At 71.3% G+C, this 15,769-nt stretch carries 10 protein-coding genes; 6 read left to right on the forward strand and 4 right to left on the reverse strand.

The window, feature by feature from the left end; genetic code table 11:
- Positions 1 to 12 precede the first annotated feature (12 nt).
- A complete protein-coding gene (locus NLX83_RS33290; protein ID WP_254239220.1) occupies positions 13 to 1,047 on the reverse strand; it encodes an ABC transporter substrate-binding protein in 1,035 nt (344 codons plus the stop codon).
- Positions 1,048 to 1,816: 769 nt separating this feature from the next.
- Here NLX83_RS33290 and NLX83_RS33295 point away from each other — a divergent pair.
- Genes NLX83_RS33295 through NLX83_RS33315 form a run of 5 tightly spaced genes read left to right on the forward strand, consistent with a single transcriptional unit; the run spans position 1,817 to position 7,210 of the window.
- Positions 1,817 to 5,017, forward strand: coding sequence for a sensor histidine kinase (locus tag NLX83_RS33295; protein ID WP_254239221.1), 3,201 nt, complete (start codon positions 1,817 to 1,819; stop codon positions 5,015 to 5,017).
- Positions 5,014 to 5,439, forward strand: a complete 426-nt coding sequence (locus NLX83_RS33300; RefSeq protein ID WP_254239222.1) for a roadblock/LC7 domain-containing protein — start codon at positions 5,014 to 5,016, stop codon at positions 5,437 to 5,439. Before NLX83_RS33295 ends, NLX83_RS33300 begins: the two co-directional genes overlap by 4 nt.
- A gap of 31 nt (positions 5,440 to 5,470) precedes the next feature.
- Entirely contained in the window at positions 5,471 to 5,986 is a 516-nt protein-coding gene (locus NLX83_RS33305) for a DUF742 domain-containing protein (protein WP_374118841.1), read from the forward strand.
- Positions 5,967 to 6,572: a GTP-binding protein gene (locus NLX83_RS33310; protein WP_254239223.1), complete on the forward strand. Its 606-nt coding sequence runs from the start codon at positions 5,967 to 5,969 to the stop codon at positions 6,570 to 6,572. Before NLX83_RS33305 ends, NLX83_RS33310 begins: the two co-directional genes overlap by 20 nt.
- 8 nt (positions 6,573 to 6,580) lie before the next feature.
- Positions 6,581 to 7,210: a uridine kinase gene (locus NLX83_RS33315; RefSeq protein ID WP_254239224.1), complete on the forward strand. Its 630-nt coding sequence runs from the start codon at positions 6,581 to 6,583 to the stop codon at positions 7,208 to 7,210.
- 9 nt (positions 7,211 to 7,219) lie between these two features.
- On the opposite strand, the gene NLX83_RS33320 is transcribed toward NLX83_RS33315, so the two are convergent.
- From NLX83_RS33320 to NLX83_RS33330, 3 genes are all read right to left on the reverse strand, one after another.
- Positions 7,220 to 10,717, reverse strand: coding sequence for a S8 family peptidase (locus NLX83_RS33320; protein ID WP_254239225.1), 3,498 nt, complete (start codon positions 10,715 to 10,717; stop codon positions 7,220 to 7,222).
- A gap of 190 nt (positions 10,718 to 10,907) precedes the next feature.
- The gene (locus tag NLX83_RS33325; protein WP_254239226.1) at positions 10,908 to 13,049 is read right to left on the reverse strand and encodes a serine/threonine-protein kinase; all 2,142 of its coding nucleotides are present in this window, start codon (positions 13,047 to 13,049) and stop codon (positions 10,908 to 10,910) included.
- Positions 13,050 to 13,204: 155 nt separating this feature from the next.
- On the reverse strand, positions 13,205 to 14,227 hold the full coding sequence (locus NLX83_RS33330) for a terpene synthase family protein (protein ID WP_254239227.1): 1,023 nt from the start codon (positions 14,225 to 14,227) through the stop codon (positions 13,205 to 13,207).
- A 270-nt stretch (positions 14,228 to 14,497) separates the two neighbouring features.
- Here NLX83_RS33330 and NLX83_RS33335 point away from each other — a divergent pair, with 270 nt between their 5' ends.
- Positions 14,498 to 15,598, forward strand: a complete 1,101-nt coding sequence (locus NLX83_RS33335) for an ABC transporter substrate-binding protein (RefSeq protein WP_254239228.1) — start codon at positions 14,498 to 14,500, stop codon at positions 15,596 to 15,598.
- Positions 15,599 to 15,769 lie beyond the last annotated feature (171 nt).

Raw genomic sequence — 15,769 nt, forward strand, 5'->3', positions numbered from 1 at the left:
ACCCCTCGACCCCTACCTGGCCGGGACCGGGGCCTGCGGCAGCACCATCGCGCTGACGTCGATGCGCTCGCTGAGGATGCCGAAGTCCTTCATCAGGTCCGGAACGCGCTGCAGCCTGGCCGCCTCCAGCGAGGTCGGGTAGGCGCCGATGTTCATGATCGAGGCGGTCTGGGCGTCGATGCCCGCGTAGCCCTGCACGGCGGCCTCGACCCGGGCCCGGTCGGAGTTGGCGATCTCCACGCCCTTGGCCAGCCCGCGCTGGAAGGCCGCGAGCGCCTTCGGGTTCTCCGCGGCGAACTTGGCGTTGGTGGAGTAGCCGGCCATCGGGATCGACTCGGTCGGCCCGGACGCGGCGTCGAAGACCCGGACGGCGCCCATGCTCTTGGCGGCCTGGGTGATGAACGGCTCGGCCATCACCGCGGCGTCGACGTTGCCGTTCTTCAGCGCGGCCGCCATCTCGGTGAATGGCATCTGCACGTACTTGAGCTGCTTGGCGTCGACGTTGTGGGCGCTGAGCACCGACCAGACGGTCATGTCGGCGAGGTTGCTGGTCGTGGTGACCGCGACCTTCTTGCCGGGCAGGTCGCTCATGGACTTCACCGACGAGTTCGGCGAGGTCATGGTCATCCAGACGTTCGGCTTGGCCGCGTAGCAGTCGGCGACCCACCTGAGGTCGACGACCTTCTTCGCGTGCGCGGTGAACATCGAGACGTAGTTGCCGTGGACCATGTCCATCTCGCCCGCGGCCATCTTGTCGATGCCGACGGCGGAGGTGGTCAGCGGGATCAGCTCCAGGTCGAGGCCCTCGGCCTTGAAGAAGCCCGCCTGGTGCGCGATGTAGACGGGCGCGACATCGACGACCTTGACCAGACCCAGGCGGATCTTCATGTTCTGCCCGTCGCCGGAGGGTTTGTCCTCGCCGGAGGAGCCCCCCAGCAGGCCGCAGCCGCCGAGGCTCGCCATCAGGGCGGCCACGGTGAGGACGGCGCCGAGGACCCGCGTGCGGGGTCGGGACGACGGCCCGCCTGGGATGCCGCGTCGGTTCATGCTTGTGCTCCAGTGCTTCGGAGTTGCCGGGGTGGGTGGGGCCTACCTAACGTTCGGCCGCCTCGACGGGTCAAGCCCGTACGGGAAGAAAGAACGCTCTCTCGTTTCGCGAAGATCGTGCGCTTTGCATTTCCTTGAGGTCAACGGAAACGCGCTGTAATCGCTTCCGGGCGATTGTGGACGGAGAGCCACCACCACCCTCCTGATGGATGACACGCCGGATGAAATTCTCCTCTGTTCCCCGTTCGGAGTAGTCCGGCACAGGAGCGCTCGATGCGAAACCCGTCGAAGGGCGGGATCCGAGACGATTCCGAGTCATCAGCCGAGGCGGAGCGCCCAACGGGCGACTCGGCCCGCCGCGGGCCCGCGAGCGGCCGCCGACCGGGGCGAACGGCTGGGCGAACGGCTGGGCGAACGGCTGGGCGCCGAGCGCGCCGCGCCGGGACAGCGAACGAGCCGGACGGCATAGGCCCTGTTCACGGCGGCTGCCGGAACGGCTCATACTGGGCTCCTCAGCTGGGGATCTGCTCTGCCGGACGCGCCGGCTCACCAAGGGTAGCCAGGCAATCACTCGTCCGAGCCATAAGGGTCTAGACAAGGCCATGGTTGAGCGTCAAATCAACAACACGAATGTCATCTCCTTCCTAACTGAAGGTCCCAAGGCTGACAGGACGGTTCTTCTTCGCTACCTTGCGCTGAAAGTTGTCCGTACGAGCTGGGTCCCGTACGGGGGGAGCCGCTTAGCTCTGATCCGGGGAGTGTTCACGTAGTGCCCGATCAGCCCGGCAGGATCGCGTCCCGCAAGGGTGCCCCGAACCGGTCCACCGCATCCGCCGATGACGGCGACGGCGGTGGGCCCTCCTCGACGCACGCACAGCGGCGAACACCTCCGGTGTCCGAGGCGACACCCATCCCCGCCCACCCCGACCGGCGTGACGACGCCCGCTGGCGGCTGCGCAACTGGCGGCTGCGCAACCGGCTGGCCGTGGTGCTGCTCGTGCCCACGATCACCGCGCTGGTCCTCGGCACCCTGCGCGTGCAGGACGAGCTGGCCCGCGCCGACGACTTCGGCCGCACGGTCGCCCAGGTCGACGTCGCCCGCAAGGTGACGACGGTGATCCACGCGCTGCAGAAGGAACGGACCCTCGTGGTGGCCAGGGTCGCGGCGGGCCGCAGCACCGACCGCAAACCCATGGTCGACCAGTTCGAGACCGTGAACACCGCGGTGAACGACCTGAACCGCGCGATGGAGTCCCTGGAGTACGACGACGCCGCCAGCGAGGAGCGCTACAAGCGCGGTATCCAGCGGCTCAGTGCACTGAACCCCCTGCGCCTGGTCGCCGACACGACCTCCTACGCCGATATCGCGGTGCACGCGGTCTACTCCTCCATCCTCGACGCGCTGGTGCAGCTCGGCCGCGAGGTCAGCGCCTCGGTCTCCGAGCACTCCCTGTCCAGGGCCGCCACCGCGATCCAGGCGCTGACCCAGGCCAAGGAGCGGGTCGCGCAGCAGAACGCGCTCATGCAGATGGCCGCGACGCACGACGAGTTCCGCGCCGGGCAGCTCGACGAGCTGCGCGCGGCCAACTCCGGTTACGACGCCGCGGTCTCGGACTTCCAGGCGGTGGCCACCCCCTCGGAGCGGCAGCTGTTCCTCGGCACGGTCAGCGGCAGCGACGTCGACACCCGGCAGCGGATCAAGCAGATCTCGGTGATCAAGGGCGCCAACGACGACTCCCTCGACATCCCCGGCGACGAGTACAACCGGGTCGCGGGCGTCACCAGCGACCTGCTCAGCCGGGTGGAGAACACGCTGCTGGAGGCGCTGCGCACCGAGGCCGACGGCCTCGCCGCCGCCGCGGTCGCCCACGCCACGCGGGACGCGGCGCTGGTGCTGATCGCCCTGCTGGTGGCGCTGCTGCTGATGGCCGTCGTGGTCCGCTCGCTGCTGGCCCCGCTGCGGGTGCTGCGCACCGAGGCGCTGGCGGTGGCCAACGAGCGGCTGCCGGAGACGGTCAGGCGCATCCTCGACGACCCGAACCCGGCCGAGGCGGCCAAGTCCGCGGTCCACCCGGTGAAGGTGTTCACCCGCGAGGAGATCGGCCAGGTGGCGCGCGCCTTCGACGCCGTCCACGAGCAGGCCGTGCACATGGCCACCGAACAGGCCCTGTTGCGGGACAACGTGAACGCGATGTTCGTCAACCTCTCCCGGCGCAGCCAGACGCTGGTGGAGCGGCAGCTGTCCGTGCTGGACCAGCTGGAGCAGGACGAGCAGGACCCGGACGCGCTGTCCAGCCTGTTCGTGCTCGACCACCTCGCCACCCGCATGCGCCGCAACAGCGAGAACCTGCTGATCCTCTCCGGCAGCGGGCTCGGCAAGCGGCTCTCCGCCCCGGTGCCCGTCGCCGAGCTGATCGGCGCCGCGGTCTCCGAGGTCGAGCACTACGCCAGGATCAACCTGACCGCCGCGCCGGACGTGCTGGTGCAGGGCCGGGTGGTCAACGACCTCATCCACCTGACCGCGGAGCTGCTGGACAACGCCACGGTGTTCTCCGACCCGCAGAGCCCGGTGGACGTCAGCGTCGCGCAGCTGCGCTCGAAGGACCTGGCGATCCAGATCACCGACCGCGGCGTCGGGATGAGCGACGCGGAGCTGGCCGAGGCCAACCAGAACCTGGCCGAGCCGCCGGACATCGACGTCGCGGTGTCCCGCCGGATGGGCCTGTACGTGGTCGCCCGGCTGGCCAAGCGGCACGACATCCGGGTGCGGCTGCACAACGGCGAGTACATCGACGGCGGCACCAGGGCGATCATCACCGTGCCCGCCGAGCTGGTCGTGCTGCCGTCCGCTCAGGACACGACGATGTACCCGACCTCGGCGCAGCCCCTCGGGCAGTTCCCGCCGCCGATGCCGCAGCGCCAGCCGCAGCAGCACCTCCCGGAGCAGCAGGAGTGGTTCACCGCGACCAACCCCGCGGTGGACCCGGTACCCGAGCACACGCCCGCCCCGGCCCCCACTCCGGCTCCGGTGCCCGTCGCCGAGGTGGAGCAGCCCGCGGAAGCGCCCCCGGTCTCCCCGTTGGAGGACTCCGGCGAGCACGTGCGGGTCGGCGGGCCGAGGGCACTGGCCCGGCGCCTGGCGCCGTCGCTGGTCGAGCAGAGCGAGGCTCCGGCAAGGGAACCCGCTCCGTCCGAAGTGGACAGCTCGAACCTGTTCGCGGCGCACCAGGAGAGCCCGGCCCAGCACACCGGGTCCTTCGAGAACCCGTTCCCGCAGGTCGAGCGCCCCGAGGTGGACGCGCCGACCGAGCGGCTGCCGATCTACGAAGAGATCCTGTCGCAGTGGTTCCAGACGGTGGAGAACCCGGACGGCGAGTTCCCGCACCCGTCGCCGCCGCGCCCGGTGCCCGCCGACGAGGCGCTGCCCGCCCCGGTGGAGCGGGCCCCGGCGCCCGAGCCGGTCGCCGAACCGGAGCCGGTGGCCGAACCGCCCGCGCCCGCCGCGCCCGTGGAAGCGGTGGAGCCGGTGATGCGCCGGGAGACCATCCCCGCCCCGCCGAGGGCCAACGCCTGGCGCTCCGCCGGTGACGAGGGCTGGCGCGCGGTGGAGACGATGCTCAACGCCCCGGCCGAGGACACGGTGACCCCCGCGGGGCTGCCCAAGCGGGTGCCGAAGGCGAAGCTGATGCCGGGCTCGATCAAGCCGGCCGCCCCGCGCCGCTCCGCCCCGCCGACCAGGAGCGCGGGCCCGGCCCAGTCCACCGCGGCGCCCCACCCCCAGCCCGCCCAGCCCACCCGCTCCGCCGAGGCGGTGCGCGGCCGGATGTCCAGCTTCCAGCAGGGACTGCGGCGCGGGCGGCATGCCAGGATCGACGAGCTTGCTGGCGAGCGCGCCGGCTCCAACGGAACGCACGCACCCAACGGTGCCGCGCCGGCCAACGGTGCCGCGCGACAGGAGGAGGACAAGTGACCATCCCGCAACAGCCGGGCGGCTTCGGCTGGTTGATCACCGAGTTCGTGCAGCGAGTGCCCGGAGTGGCGCACGCCGTCGTGGTCTCGGCGGACGGTCTGCTGCTCGCCGGCTCCGAGGGCCTGCCGCGCGACCGCGCCGAGCAGCTGTCCGCGGTCGCCTCCGGGCTGGTCAGCCTCACCCAGGGAGCCGCGCGCTGCTTCGAGGCGGGCGAGGTGGCCCAGACCGTGGTGGAGATGGAGCGGGGCTACCTGTTCCTGATGTCGGTCTCCGACGGCTCCTGCCTGTCGCTGCTGGCCGCGCCCAACTGCGATATCGGGCTGGTCGCCTACGAGATGACCATGCTCGTCGAGCGGGTCGGCCAGCAGCTGACGCCCGAGCTGCGCGCCCAGCTCCAGGGTGGCGGCAGAGGATTCCGCTGATGTGGGCCGACGCGACTCGGGAGGTGGCGAGATGAGCACGGGCTCCTACTACGACCCGGAGAACACCGGCGACAACTGGTCGCAGCTCTACACCCACGGTGGGCAGCACTCCACCGAGTACGGCGCGGAGGACTACCGGGCCGATCTCGGGGGCTTCGCCGAGCAGCCCGAGGGCAGGCACGAGCTGCGCACACCGCTGACGGAAACCGGTATGCTCGCCCGCCCCTACGCCCGGACGCGCGGCCGGACGCGACCCGACTACGATCTTCCGATCGAGGCTCTGGTCCGCACCAGCGACCACGCCGCGGGCGACAGGGAAGCCATCGGGCTTGCCGAGCACCGATCCATCAGCCGGTTGTGCATCGAGACCCGGTCGGTGGCGGAGGTCGCCGCCCGCATGCGACTTCCGCTGGGCGTGGTCCGGGTACTGATCGGCGACATGGCGACGATGGGGTTGGTCCAGGTGCACCAGAACGGTCTGGTGTCCGGTGACCAGCCCTCGATCGCGTTCCTGGAAAGGGTGCTCAGTGGGCTCCGCAGGCTTTGATCCGCACACACCGGACACCAGCCGGGCGACGACCTCGGCCAAGATCGTGGTGGCCGGTGGCTTCGGCGTCGGCAAGACGACCTTCGTAGGGTCGGTGTCGGAGATCGTGCCGTTGACCACCGAGGCGGTGATGACCGAGGCCAGCGCGGGGGTGGACGACCTCTCGGCGACGCCGAACAAGGTCACCACCACGGTGGCGATGGACTTCGGCCGCGTCTCGCTGGACCAGGACCTGATCCTGTACCTGTTCGGCACGCCCGGCCAGCACCGGTTCTGGTTCATGTGGGACGACCTGGTCCGCGGCGCCATCGGCGCGGTGGTGCTGGTCGACACCCGCAGGCTGGCCGACGCCTTCGCCTCCATCGACTTCTTCGACGACCGGCAGCTGCCCTACATCGTCGCGCTCAACTGCTTCGACGGCATGCTGCACCACCGCATCGAGGACGTCCGCGAGGCGCTGACCATCGACGACTCCGTGCCGATGGTGGTCTGCGACGCGCGCACCAAGGAGTCGACGAAGCAGGCGTTGATCACGCTCGTGGAGTACGCGATCCAGCAGTCCATGACCGTGCGCCCGATGGCCTGACCCACCCCGTGCGCGTCAGGGCGGTGACGCCCGAGCGGCTGCTCGAGGAGATCGCCGGGCGGGTGCTGGACCTCCCGCGCCAGGCGTGGGTCCGGGTCGCCGTGGACGGGGCCGAGGCCGCCGCTCCCGCCGTGCTGGCCGACGCCCTGGTGGAGCCGTTGAAGCTCGGAGGGCGTGCCGTGCTGCGCGCGTCGGCGAGTGGGTTCCTGCGACCGGCGTCGCTGCGCTTCGAGCACGGGCGCACCGATCCGGACGCGTTCTACCAGGACTGGCTGGACGTCAAGGGCATCACCAGGGAGCTGCTGGAGCCGCTCTCGCCCGGCGGCTCCGGGCGGGTGCTGCCGAGCCTGTGGGACGCCGCGACCGACCGCGCCAGCCGAGCGTCCTATGTGGACGTCCCGGAGGGCGGGGTGGTCGTGCTGGACGGGCCGCTGCTGCTCGGCCAGGGACTGCCGTTGGACCTCGTGGTGCACCTGTGGCTCTCCGAGGCGGCCCTCGCCAGGCGCACCCCGCCGGAGCGGCAGTGGACCCTGGGAGCCTTCGCCCGCTACGACAACGAGGTCGACCCGGGACTGCTGGCCGACCTCGTTGTGCGAGCGGATGATCCCCGCCATCCCGCGGTGGTGGAACGGGACTGAGAGAACCCCTCAGCTCACCCGGTACGCGCGGATCAGCGTCTCCGTCACCGAGGCTCCGTCAGCGCCGAGCGCCGTGGTGCGCAGCGACACGAAACCCTTGGCGGGGTTGACCACCTTGACCTCGCCGGACGGCAGTACCGGTACCGGCGCCCAGGTCTTGCCGTCGTCCGTGGAGATCTGCACGGTGATCGCCTTGCCACCGCTGACGCGGAAGGTGAACTCGCCCGGCTTCGCGCGCTCCGGGTCGAGGTCGTAGCGCACGTCCGGTAGCGCCACCGGGACGGACCTGCCCGTGTGCCCGCTGTGGAACTTCCACACGGCACTGGACCCGGTGCCCACCTCGACGCCGGGCATGGTGCGAGTGGCGTCGACGCGCAGCTCGAACGGCAGGCGCTGCGCGGGCACGTCGACGGTGGCGATACCGGGGACGTCGCTGCCGCCGATCTTCTTGCCCCCCACGGTGAGCGTGGTGGTGCCCTTGTCGTGCGGCGGGCTGAAGGCGCCGATCGGGCTCTGCGCCCCGGACTGCGTGAACATCGGCAGCTCGACGCGCAGCTTGTTCCCGTCGCGCGTCACCCCGTCACGGCTCAGCTCGGGGTTGAACGGCGCCTTGAACATGTCCAGGCCGTACGACCGACCCTTCGTGAAGACCGTCGGGGCCGTCTCCTGGATGCCGTAGGGCTGGCCGTCCGCGTCCACGCCGAGCGCGCTAACCGTCAGCCACGGCAGGTCCGGCGTGAAGAACATGTCCAGCTCCGCCGGGGCCCGCAACGGGATCTTCGAGGCGAACCACACGCCGGCGACGTTGACCACGCCCTCGGCGGCAGTGCGCACCTGGCCGGTGCCGGGGTAGTGCACCTTGGTCCTGACCTTGGCGAGGTCGCGCGCGGAGTGGTGCCACGCGACGCCGTTCGGCAGCGCACCCGCGACGCGGTCGTGCAGCACGTAGGCGGCGGGCGGGTTGGCGATGCCGCGCACGCGCACGGTCACCGGCCCGGCCTGCATGGCCTCGCGCAGGAGCGTGGTCTTGTTCTCCGGCACGGAGAGCGTCGGCCCGGTCCACGCCGGGTCGTACGTGGCGAAAGCGTTCTCCCCCAGCACACCCGCCGCACCCGCCGCGTACATGGCGGAGACGCGCTTGGCGATCTCGACGGTGGGCAGGCGGCCCGGTGCGAACAGCGCCAGCGCCCCGCGCACGTCGACCTTGGCCAGCTCCTCCGGCGTGCCCTTGCCGACGTCGACGACCTTCGCCGACAGGTCACCGCGGAAGCCCAGCGGGTTGATGTCCGCGGGCTCCATCTCCACGTCGCCGAACACCGCGGAGAGCACCCGGCGGTTCCAGGAAGTGTTGCTGTACAAGGAAAGTCCGGCCATTGGCTTGCTGGGGACGACGAACTCCTTGCCCGGCTTGGACAGCATCGTGATCCCGGTGAGCCCCTTGCCCGGCAGCTGCGAGAGCACGCCGACCTCGTGGCCCAGCTGGAGCGGGGTCTGCACGGCCTCGGGATCGTCCACGCGCACGTCGACGGGCTTGGCGTCGCGGCCGTCGAGCACCACCTCGGCGTCCCGGGTGACCGTGATCTCCTGGGCGAACTTCACCCGGTCGGTGAAGACGCCGTAGGGGTAGCCCGGCGGGAACTCCACGTCGATCACCTGGCCGAGCACGCGGTAGCGGCCCTCGGCCACCCCCTCGCTGGCCGAGCGCAGGAAGCGGGTCTTGCCAGTGTCGAGGTCCTGCAACAGGAGCGAGACGCTCGGGTCCGGGGTTCCCTTGTGGCTGAAGGCTTTCACGGTGAGGATGTGCGTCTTCCGGCCCACCTCGGCCACCACCGAGGTGCGCAGCGAAACGCCCGGAGCCGTTGCGGTCAAACGAACTCCGGCCAGTCCGGCGCCCTTGCGGAAGTCGGCGGTCACGGTCACCTCGGCCGAGCCCTTCGCGGGAACGACGAGTTCTTTACTGTCCACTGTGAACAGTCCGCCCTGCGCGGGCAGGTCCAGCTTGAGCGTGACCGGCTTGTCGGAATCGTTGGTGTAGCGGACTTTCTTGTGCACCGGTTCGGCTCCGCCGCCCATGGACAGCGACGCGGGCTCGACGCGGACCTGCTGCTGGAAGCTCCGCGCGAGGTCCAGCCTGCCGACGCCCTGCCCGAACACGCTCGCCCCGTTCAGCGGGGTCGCCGCGCCCATGATCGCGGCCTTGAGCTGCTCGCCCTTCCAGTCCGGGTGCCGCTGCGCGAGCACCGCGACCGCGCCAGCGACGTGCGGCGTGGCCATGGACGTGCCCGACAGCCGCGCGTAGGACTCGCTCACCGCGTACTGCGGCAGCGTCCCCGCGGCCCGCGCCGCCACGATGTCCACGCCCGGGGCCGCGATGTCCGGCTTCGCGGCGTGATCACCCGTGCGCGGGCCCCGGCTGGAGAACGGGGCGAGCACATCGGACTTGCTGCTCGCGGCGACCGTGAGCGCGGCGTCGGCGGAGCCGGGGGACTCGACGGCCTCGTCCCGGCCGGAGTTGCCGGAGGCGATCACGAACAGCGTTCCGGACTTCGCCGACAGCGTGTTCACCGCCTGGGACAACGGGTCCGTGCCGTCGGTGGGCGGACCCCCGAGGCTCATGTTGACCACGCGGGCGCCCTGGTCAGCGACCCACTGCATGCCTTCGAGGATCGCGTCCTCCGGGCAGCCCGTGTTCCCGCACACCTTGCCGACGAGGAGCTTGGCCTCGTGCGCGATCCCCCGGAACCGCGGCCCCGAACCGGCGATGGTCGACGCGACGTGCGTGCCGTGGCCGTTGGTGTCGTCGACCGGCTCCTGGGCCAGGAAGCTCTTCGAGGCGGTCACCCGCCCGGCCAGGTCCGGGTGCTTCCGGTCGTACCCGGTGTCGAGCACGGCGACCGGGACCCCGGCCCCGGTGCCCCCGGCGCGCCACACCTCGGGCGCGCCGATCACTCCGGCGCTCTGGTCCAGGCTCGGCTGGAGCCTGCGGTTGAGCCACACCTTCGCCTGCGGCGCCCGCAGCGACGGCCCGTTCAGCGAGGCCCAGAACTCCCCCGCTCGCGCCCTCGGCTGCGCCACGGCGGTGATCCCGAGCCCCGGCAGGTCCCTCGTCACCGTCCCCGCGTTAGGGACCGCGCGCGCCCGCTGCGGCTGCCGGGTCATCAGCACCGGCAGCACCGGCGAGGACTCGTCGTCGAAGCCCTGGCTGATCAGCTCGGTGACGTTGAACAGGGTGTCGTCGAGCCGGTTCTCCCGCACCAGCGGCAACGCGTCGGCGGGGTACACGTGCCGCTTCCCGTCGAGGATGAGGCTGTGGAAGGCCATGTCGTCGCGGTCCGGCCCCGGCCGCACACCGACCACGTCGGCACCGCGCACCACGACCCTGTCCCCCGTGAGCAGCGTGACCGTCCGCTCCTTCGGCGCCGCCTCTTGGGCGACCGCGCTCGGCGCCACCACCAACGACGCCGTCAAGGCGACCAATACCGTCAAGGGCACCCAACGAGCCCGCATGCACGCTCCCCTCGTCCACGGGGAGCCCAGCGCCCCCGTTCCGAAGAACACCTACGCGCACAAGCCGCGCTTCCGTTGGCTCAGCTCAACAACTTCGATCCGCGTCGAACTCCCGTTTCGTACTCTTGCCGGGATTTGGGAGCGCTCCCTTTCCCGCTATGAGTACGAAACGGGCGAAACCCGCGCTGGGTCAGAACTTGCGGGTGGGGGTGGGGCCGCGGCGGCCGGGGCCGGGGTGGGGTGGGCGGTGGTGTTCGTCCACCCGCTTGGTCTCGTCGCCCAGGGGGTTGCTGCTGTGGGGACTGCCGCCAAGGGGGTTGCTGCCGGGGGTTTTCTGGGTGGGGGCGGCCTGGGGCGGGGTGGGGTGCGGCTTGGGCGGGGCCACGCGGGTCTTGGCCAGCTGCGACTTGTGGATCATCGTCGTGACCGGGCCGTCCTGCTTGAAACCACCGCGGCTGAGCCAGGTGCCGACCTCGCGCTCGATGGTGCCGAGGGTGGGCCTGCGGGACGGGTCGGGCTGCAGCGCGGCCGCGAGCATGGCGCGGTGCGCGCTCTTCTCCGGCAGGTGCAGCTCCCCGCCGCCGCGCGCCGCGGCCAGCAGCGCCGACGCCGGGTCGCCCTGGTCACCGCGCGGGGGCTGGCCGCTGAGCGCGTAGTTGATCGTGGCGGCCAGCTGCCAGGCGTCCGAGGCGGGGCTGGCGCTCTTGCCCGCGGCCACCTCGGGGGCGATGAAGTCGGGGGTGCCGAGCATGAAGCCCGCCGCGGTCAGCGTGGAGTCGCCGCGCTTGCGGGCGATGCCGAAGTCGATCAGGTGCGCGATCGCGGCGTCGTCGACGATCACGTTGGAGGGCTTCATGTCCCGGTGCAGCACGCCCTTGCTGTGCGCGGAGCTGAGCGCGCCCGCCATGGTGACCCAGAGCCGGGCCGCCATCACGTCGTCGAGCAGCCCGTCGTCGGAGACCACCTCGCTGAGCGAGCGGCCCTCGATGTACTCCATCACGATGGCCAGCCCCTCCCCCTCGTTGACCAGGTCGTAGACCCGGACGCAGTTGGGGTGCCGGATCGAGGCGAGCGCGCGGGCCTCGCGCAGCATCCGCTCCTCGGCCTCGGCGTCGGGGGCGTGCGCCAGCTTGATCGCCACGGTGCGGCCCAGGTTGGTGTCCATGGCCAGCCACACCTTGCCGAAGCCGCCCTCGCCGAGCTGGCGGATCCGCCGGAACCGCCCGCTCGCCTGGGGCATCTCGGCCTTGCCGGAGCCCGCGACGCCCGCGGCGGCGGCCATCGCGGCGGCCCCGGCGGCCATGCCCATCGAGGACGGGGCCGGGTTCGGCGGCGGGCCGCCGAGGGCGAAGGGCAGCGGGCCGGGGGTGTTGGCCAGTCCGGGCCTGCCCTGCGGCGGGCCGGACGGCTGGACCGGCGGGGGCTGGGGGGCCTGGTACGGCGGCGGCTGCATGTCCACCCTGGTGGGCGGGTGCTGCTGGTTGCGCTGGGGCTGCTCGACCCTGGTGGGCGCGGGGGCCTGTTGCGGCTGCGGTCGTGCTTGCGGGATGGCCCGGCGATCCACCTGGTCGGCTCCGTGTTCTGCCATGGCTGGCTTCGCCTCGCGAAGCTGCGGGGCACGATCTTCCCGTGCCGCCTCCCGACGGGCGCGGGCGGCGTCGGAGGCGCGGTCGATGGCCCGCTGACCAGGGCTGCCGATCAGCCAGATGAGGATCGGCCCGATGATCGCGGCCAGCAGGAACCCTGCCCAGAGGAAGCCCATCGCACCCGCTTTCTCGTTCAGCGTGAGGAAGAACAGCGCGGCGAAGGAGCCGGTGAACAACCACACGGGGAACCGGGCACCCTTGCGGAAGGCGAGCATGCCCTGGAAGAACACCGAGATCAGGATCAGCACCGGCACGCCGACCAGCGCGGGCCAGGCGACCCAGCTGTGCCAGCTGGCGTTGGCGAGCACGGTGCCGACCGCGCGGTTGGTCAGCAGATCCCCCTGGGTGACCGCGCCGAAGCAGACACCGGAGAACAGGGTCTTCGAGCCGGCGAGGCTGTCGTAGCCCGCGCGCATCGAGACGAGCACGTTCGAGGTGCCCGCCATGGCCAGCTGCGGCAGGACCCAGGTGCTCACGACCGCGATCAGCCCGAACGGGACCAGCGTCGCGACCGAGGTCCGGTTGCCGACGACCTTGCGGGTCAGTGCGATGGTGGCGGCGCCCGCCGTGGGCATGAGCCCGAACAGCGCTCCGGCGGCCACCAGCGTCCACGCCCAGTCACCCGGGCAGACGTCGAACCCGAACAAGCGGTGCAGGCCTTCCAGCACCGATTTGAGCGGTTCCACTGATCCCTCCTCGAACGTGACTGGACGCGGGTCCCCGCCCGCGCGGCCACGCTCCGCGACGACTCCACCCTATTCGTTTCCCTGACATTCATGTCGCGCCGTCGTGAGAACAGCGGGCCAGAAGTCACGAAGAGCACAAGATCGTCGGTGAAGTCCTAACCGAAGGGGCCGCGTGGGCCCGGCACGCGCGCGCCCGCGTCGAGCTGGTCCCACCACCACGAGACGGTTGACACGGCGAGAGGTTGCAGTTTCCCGGCGGAAGAGTCCGGGATCGAGGGGCCGCCCGGCGCCGGGCCGAACCGCCACTCGGTCGTCCCGGCCACCGCGCGGCCCACCCCGGCCAGGTACCGGCGCATCGCCGGACCGGACAGCGGCAGCAGCTGCGCGCGCAGGCGCAGGAACAGCGCGAGCGCCCGGTCACGCACGTCCACGGCGGCGTCGAACGCCTCGGCCGCCGACAGCCCCGGATCGTCGGCCCGCAGAGCGGAGACCAGGTTGAGCGCGGGCGCCTGCCCCCGGTGGCAGGCGTGCAGGTCGAGATCGGCGAGGGCCACCGTCCACGCCGCCTCGATCGCGGCACGGGCGACCGGGCCGTTGAGCTCCCACTCCGGAACCTCGGGCCCGAGCGCCAGCTCGACCTTCACGCTCATCGCCGCCGCGCCACCGCACTGCGGCCGCAGCACCGTCCAGTCGGCCAGGCCCGGCCGCCAGCCGCGCTCGGCCCCGGCCCGCTCCGCCGCCAGGCCCAGCCACCACGAGCGCACGGCGTCGGTGAACCGCCGCAGTTGCAAGGGGGACGCCATGCGGCGACCGCGGCGCAGCAGGTCGCACAGCGCGACCGCGAACGGATCACCGCCGGACACCGGCGCCTCGGGCGCGTCGAGCACGTGACCGAATCGGACCACTCGGTCGAGGATTTCCGCCGATCCGCCGGGCGCCGCGAGCAGGTCCGCGCGCAGCAGCGCGGCCCAGCAGGTGTAGCGCGCGACCAGCTCGGCCCGCTCGGGCAGCGCGTCCGGGAGCGTGCGCGCGGTGAAGTCCACCAGGCCGGGGTCCGCTCCGGTCAGCCCGTGGGTGTCGAGCCAGCTCAGCGTGGTCTCGGTGAGCTCGGCGGCTCTCGGGTGGACGGCGGGGGCGATGGGGCGGTAGAGGCGCGAGAGCGCGGGCGACGTGGTCATGCGGGACTTCTCCTCACCTGCCGGTCTCCCATCAAACTGCGCTCGGCCGCCCGGTCAATCCCAGGGCTGCCGGTTCACCCGAAGCGACGCAGTCTGATCAACGACTGTCCACTTTTGTCCAAAAATGAACGGCCGTTGCCATCAATCTCATTACTTCTGTCCGCTTCGGGGGCATGTTCGACGGTCCAGACTGGTATTGAGAGCTAGACCACAACACCGCACGCTGCCGAAAGATCTCCGACTACGCCGTTGTACGAAGGAGCCGATCGCATGAACGCCGATCGTTCGACCCCCGTATCCGGCCGCGCCCGCGGCCTCCGGATGGGCACCGCGCTGGCGGCTGCGACCCTGCTCACCCTGACCGGCTGCGCCAATCCCGAGGGCGGTGGCGCCGATCCCGGCGCGGGCTCCGGCGGCCAGCAGGTGACCAGGACGCAGGACGCGGGCGGGCCCGGCTGCGCGCTCGGGCAGTACGGCGTGGACAAGGTGGACCTGACCAAGGCCGTCGTCGGCTTCTCCCAGTCGGAGAAGGAGGCCAACCCGTTCCGGATCGCCGAGACCGCCTCGATCACCGCGGAGGCGAAGAAGGTCGGGGCGCGGCTGATCACCACCAACGCCAACTCCGACCTGGGCAAGCAGATCTCCGACATCCAGAGCATGCTCGCCCAGGGCGCGCAGCTGCTGATCGTCGCGCCGCTGAACTCCGAGGGACTGGAGCCCGCGCTGCGCGCCGCGCGGGAGAAGAAGGTCCCGGTGATCACCGTGGACCGCAAGCTGTCCTCCGCGGCCCCGTGCAAGGACTACCTGACCTTCATCGGCTCGGACTTCGTCGACCAGGGCAGGCGCGCCGGCGAGGCGATGTCGAAGGTCACCGGCGGCAACGGCAAGGTGGCGATCCTGCTGGGCTCCTCCGGCAACAACGTGACCACCGACCGCACCAGCGGTTTCAAGGACTACCTCAAGGCCAGCGCCCCCGGGCTGCAGATCGTCGCCGAGCAGACCGGTGACTTCGCCAGGGAGAAGGGCCAGCAGGTCACCGAGCAGCTGTTGCAGGCCAACCCCGGGATCACCGCGATCTACGCGCAGAACGACGAGATGGCGCTCGGCGCGGTCACCGCGGTCCGCTCGGCGGGCAAGAAGCCGGGGACGGACATCAAGATCGTCTCCGTGGACGGCACCCGCAACGCGGTGGAGGGCATCATCGCGGGCGACCTCAACGCGGTGATCGAGTCCAACCCGCGGTTCGGCCCGCTGGCCTTCCAGACCGCGCAGAAGTTCTACGCGGGCGAGACCATCGCGCCGACCGTGATCATCCAGGACAAGTCCTACGACAGCGCCAACGCCAAGGCCGAGGTCGCGAACGCCTACTAGCCGAACCGGCCCATCGCCGGGGTATGGCCGTCTTCAAGTCCCCCGCACCCCCGTCCGCACCGTCTTCAACCGCCACATACCCCGGCGACGCGTCCGGGTTGGTAGCGGTTAAAGACCTTCGGGGCAGGGGTCCGGGGTACTTGAAGACACACGAACCCGAGAGTGGTCACG

The organism is Allokutzneria sp. A3M-2-11 16, from assembly GCF_024213555.1.
GTDB lineage: Bacteria > Actinomycetota > Actinomycetes > Mycobacteriales > Pseudonocardiaceae > Allokutzneria.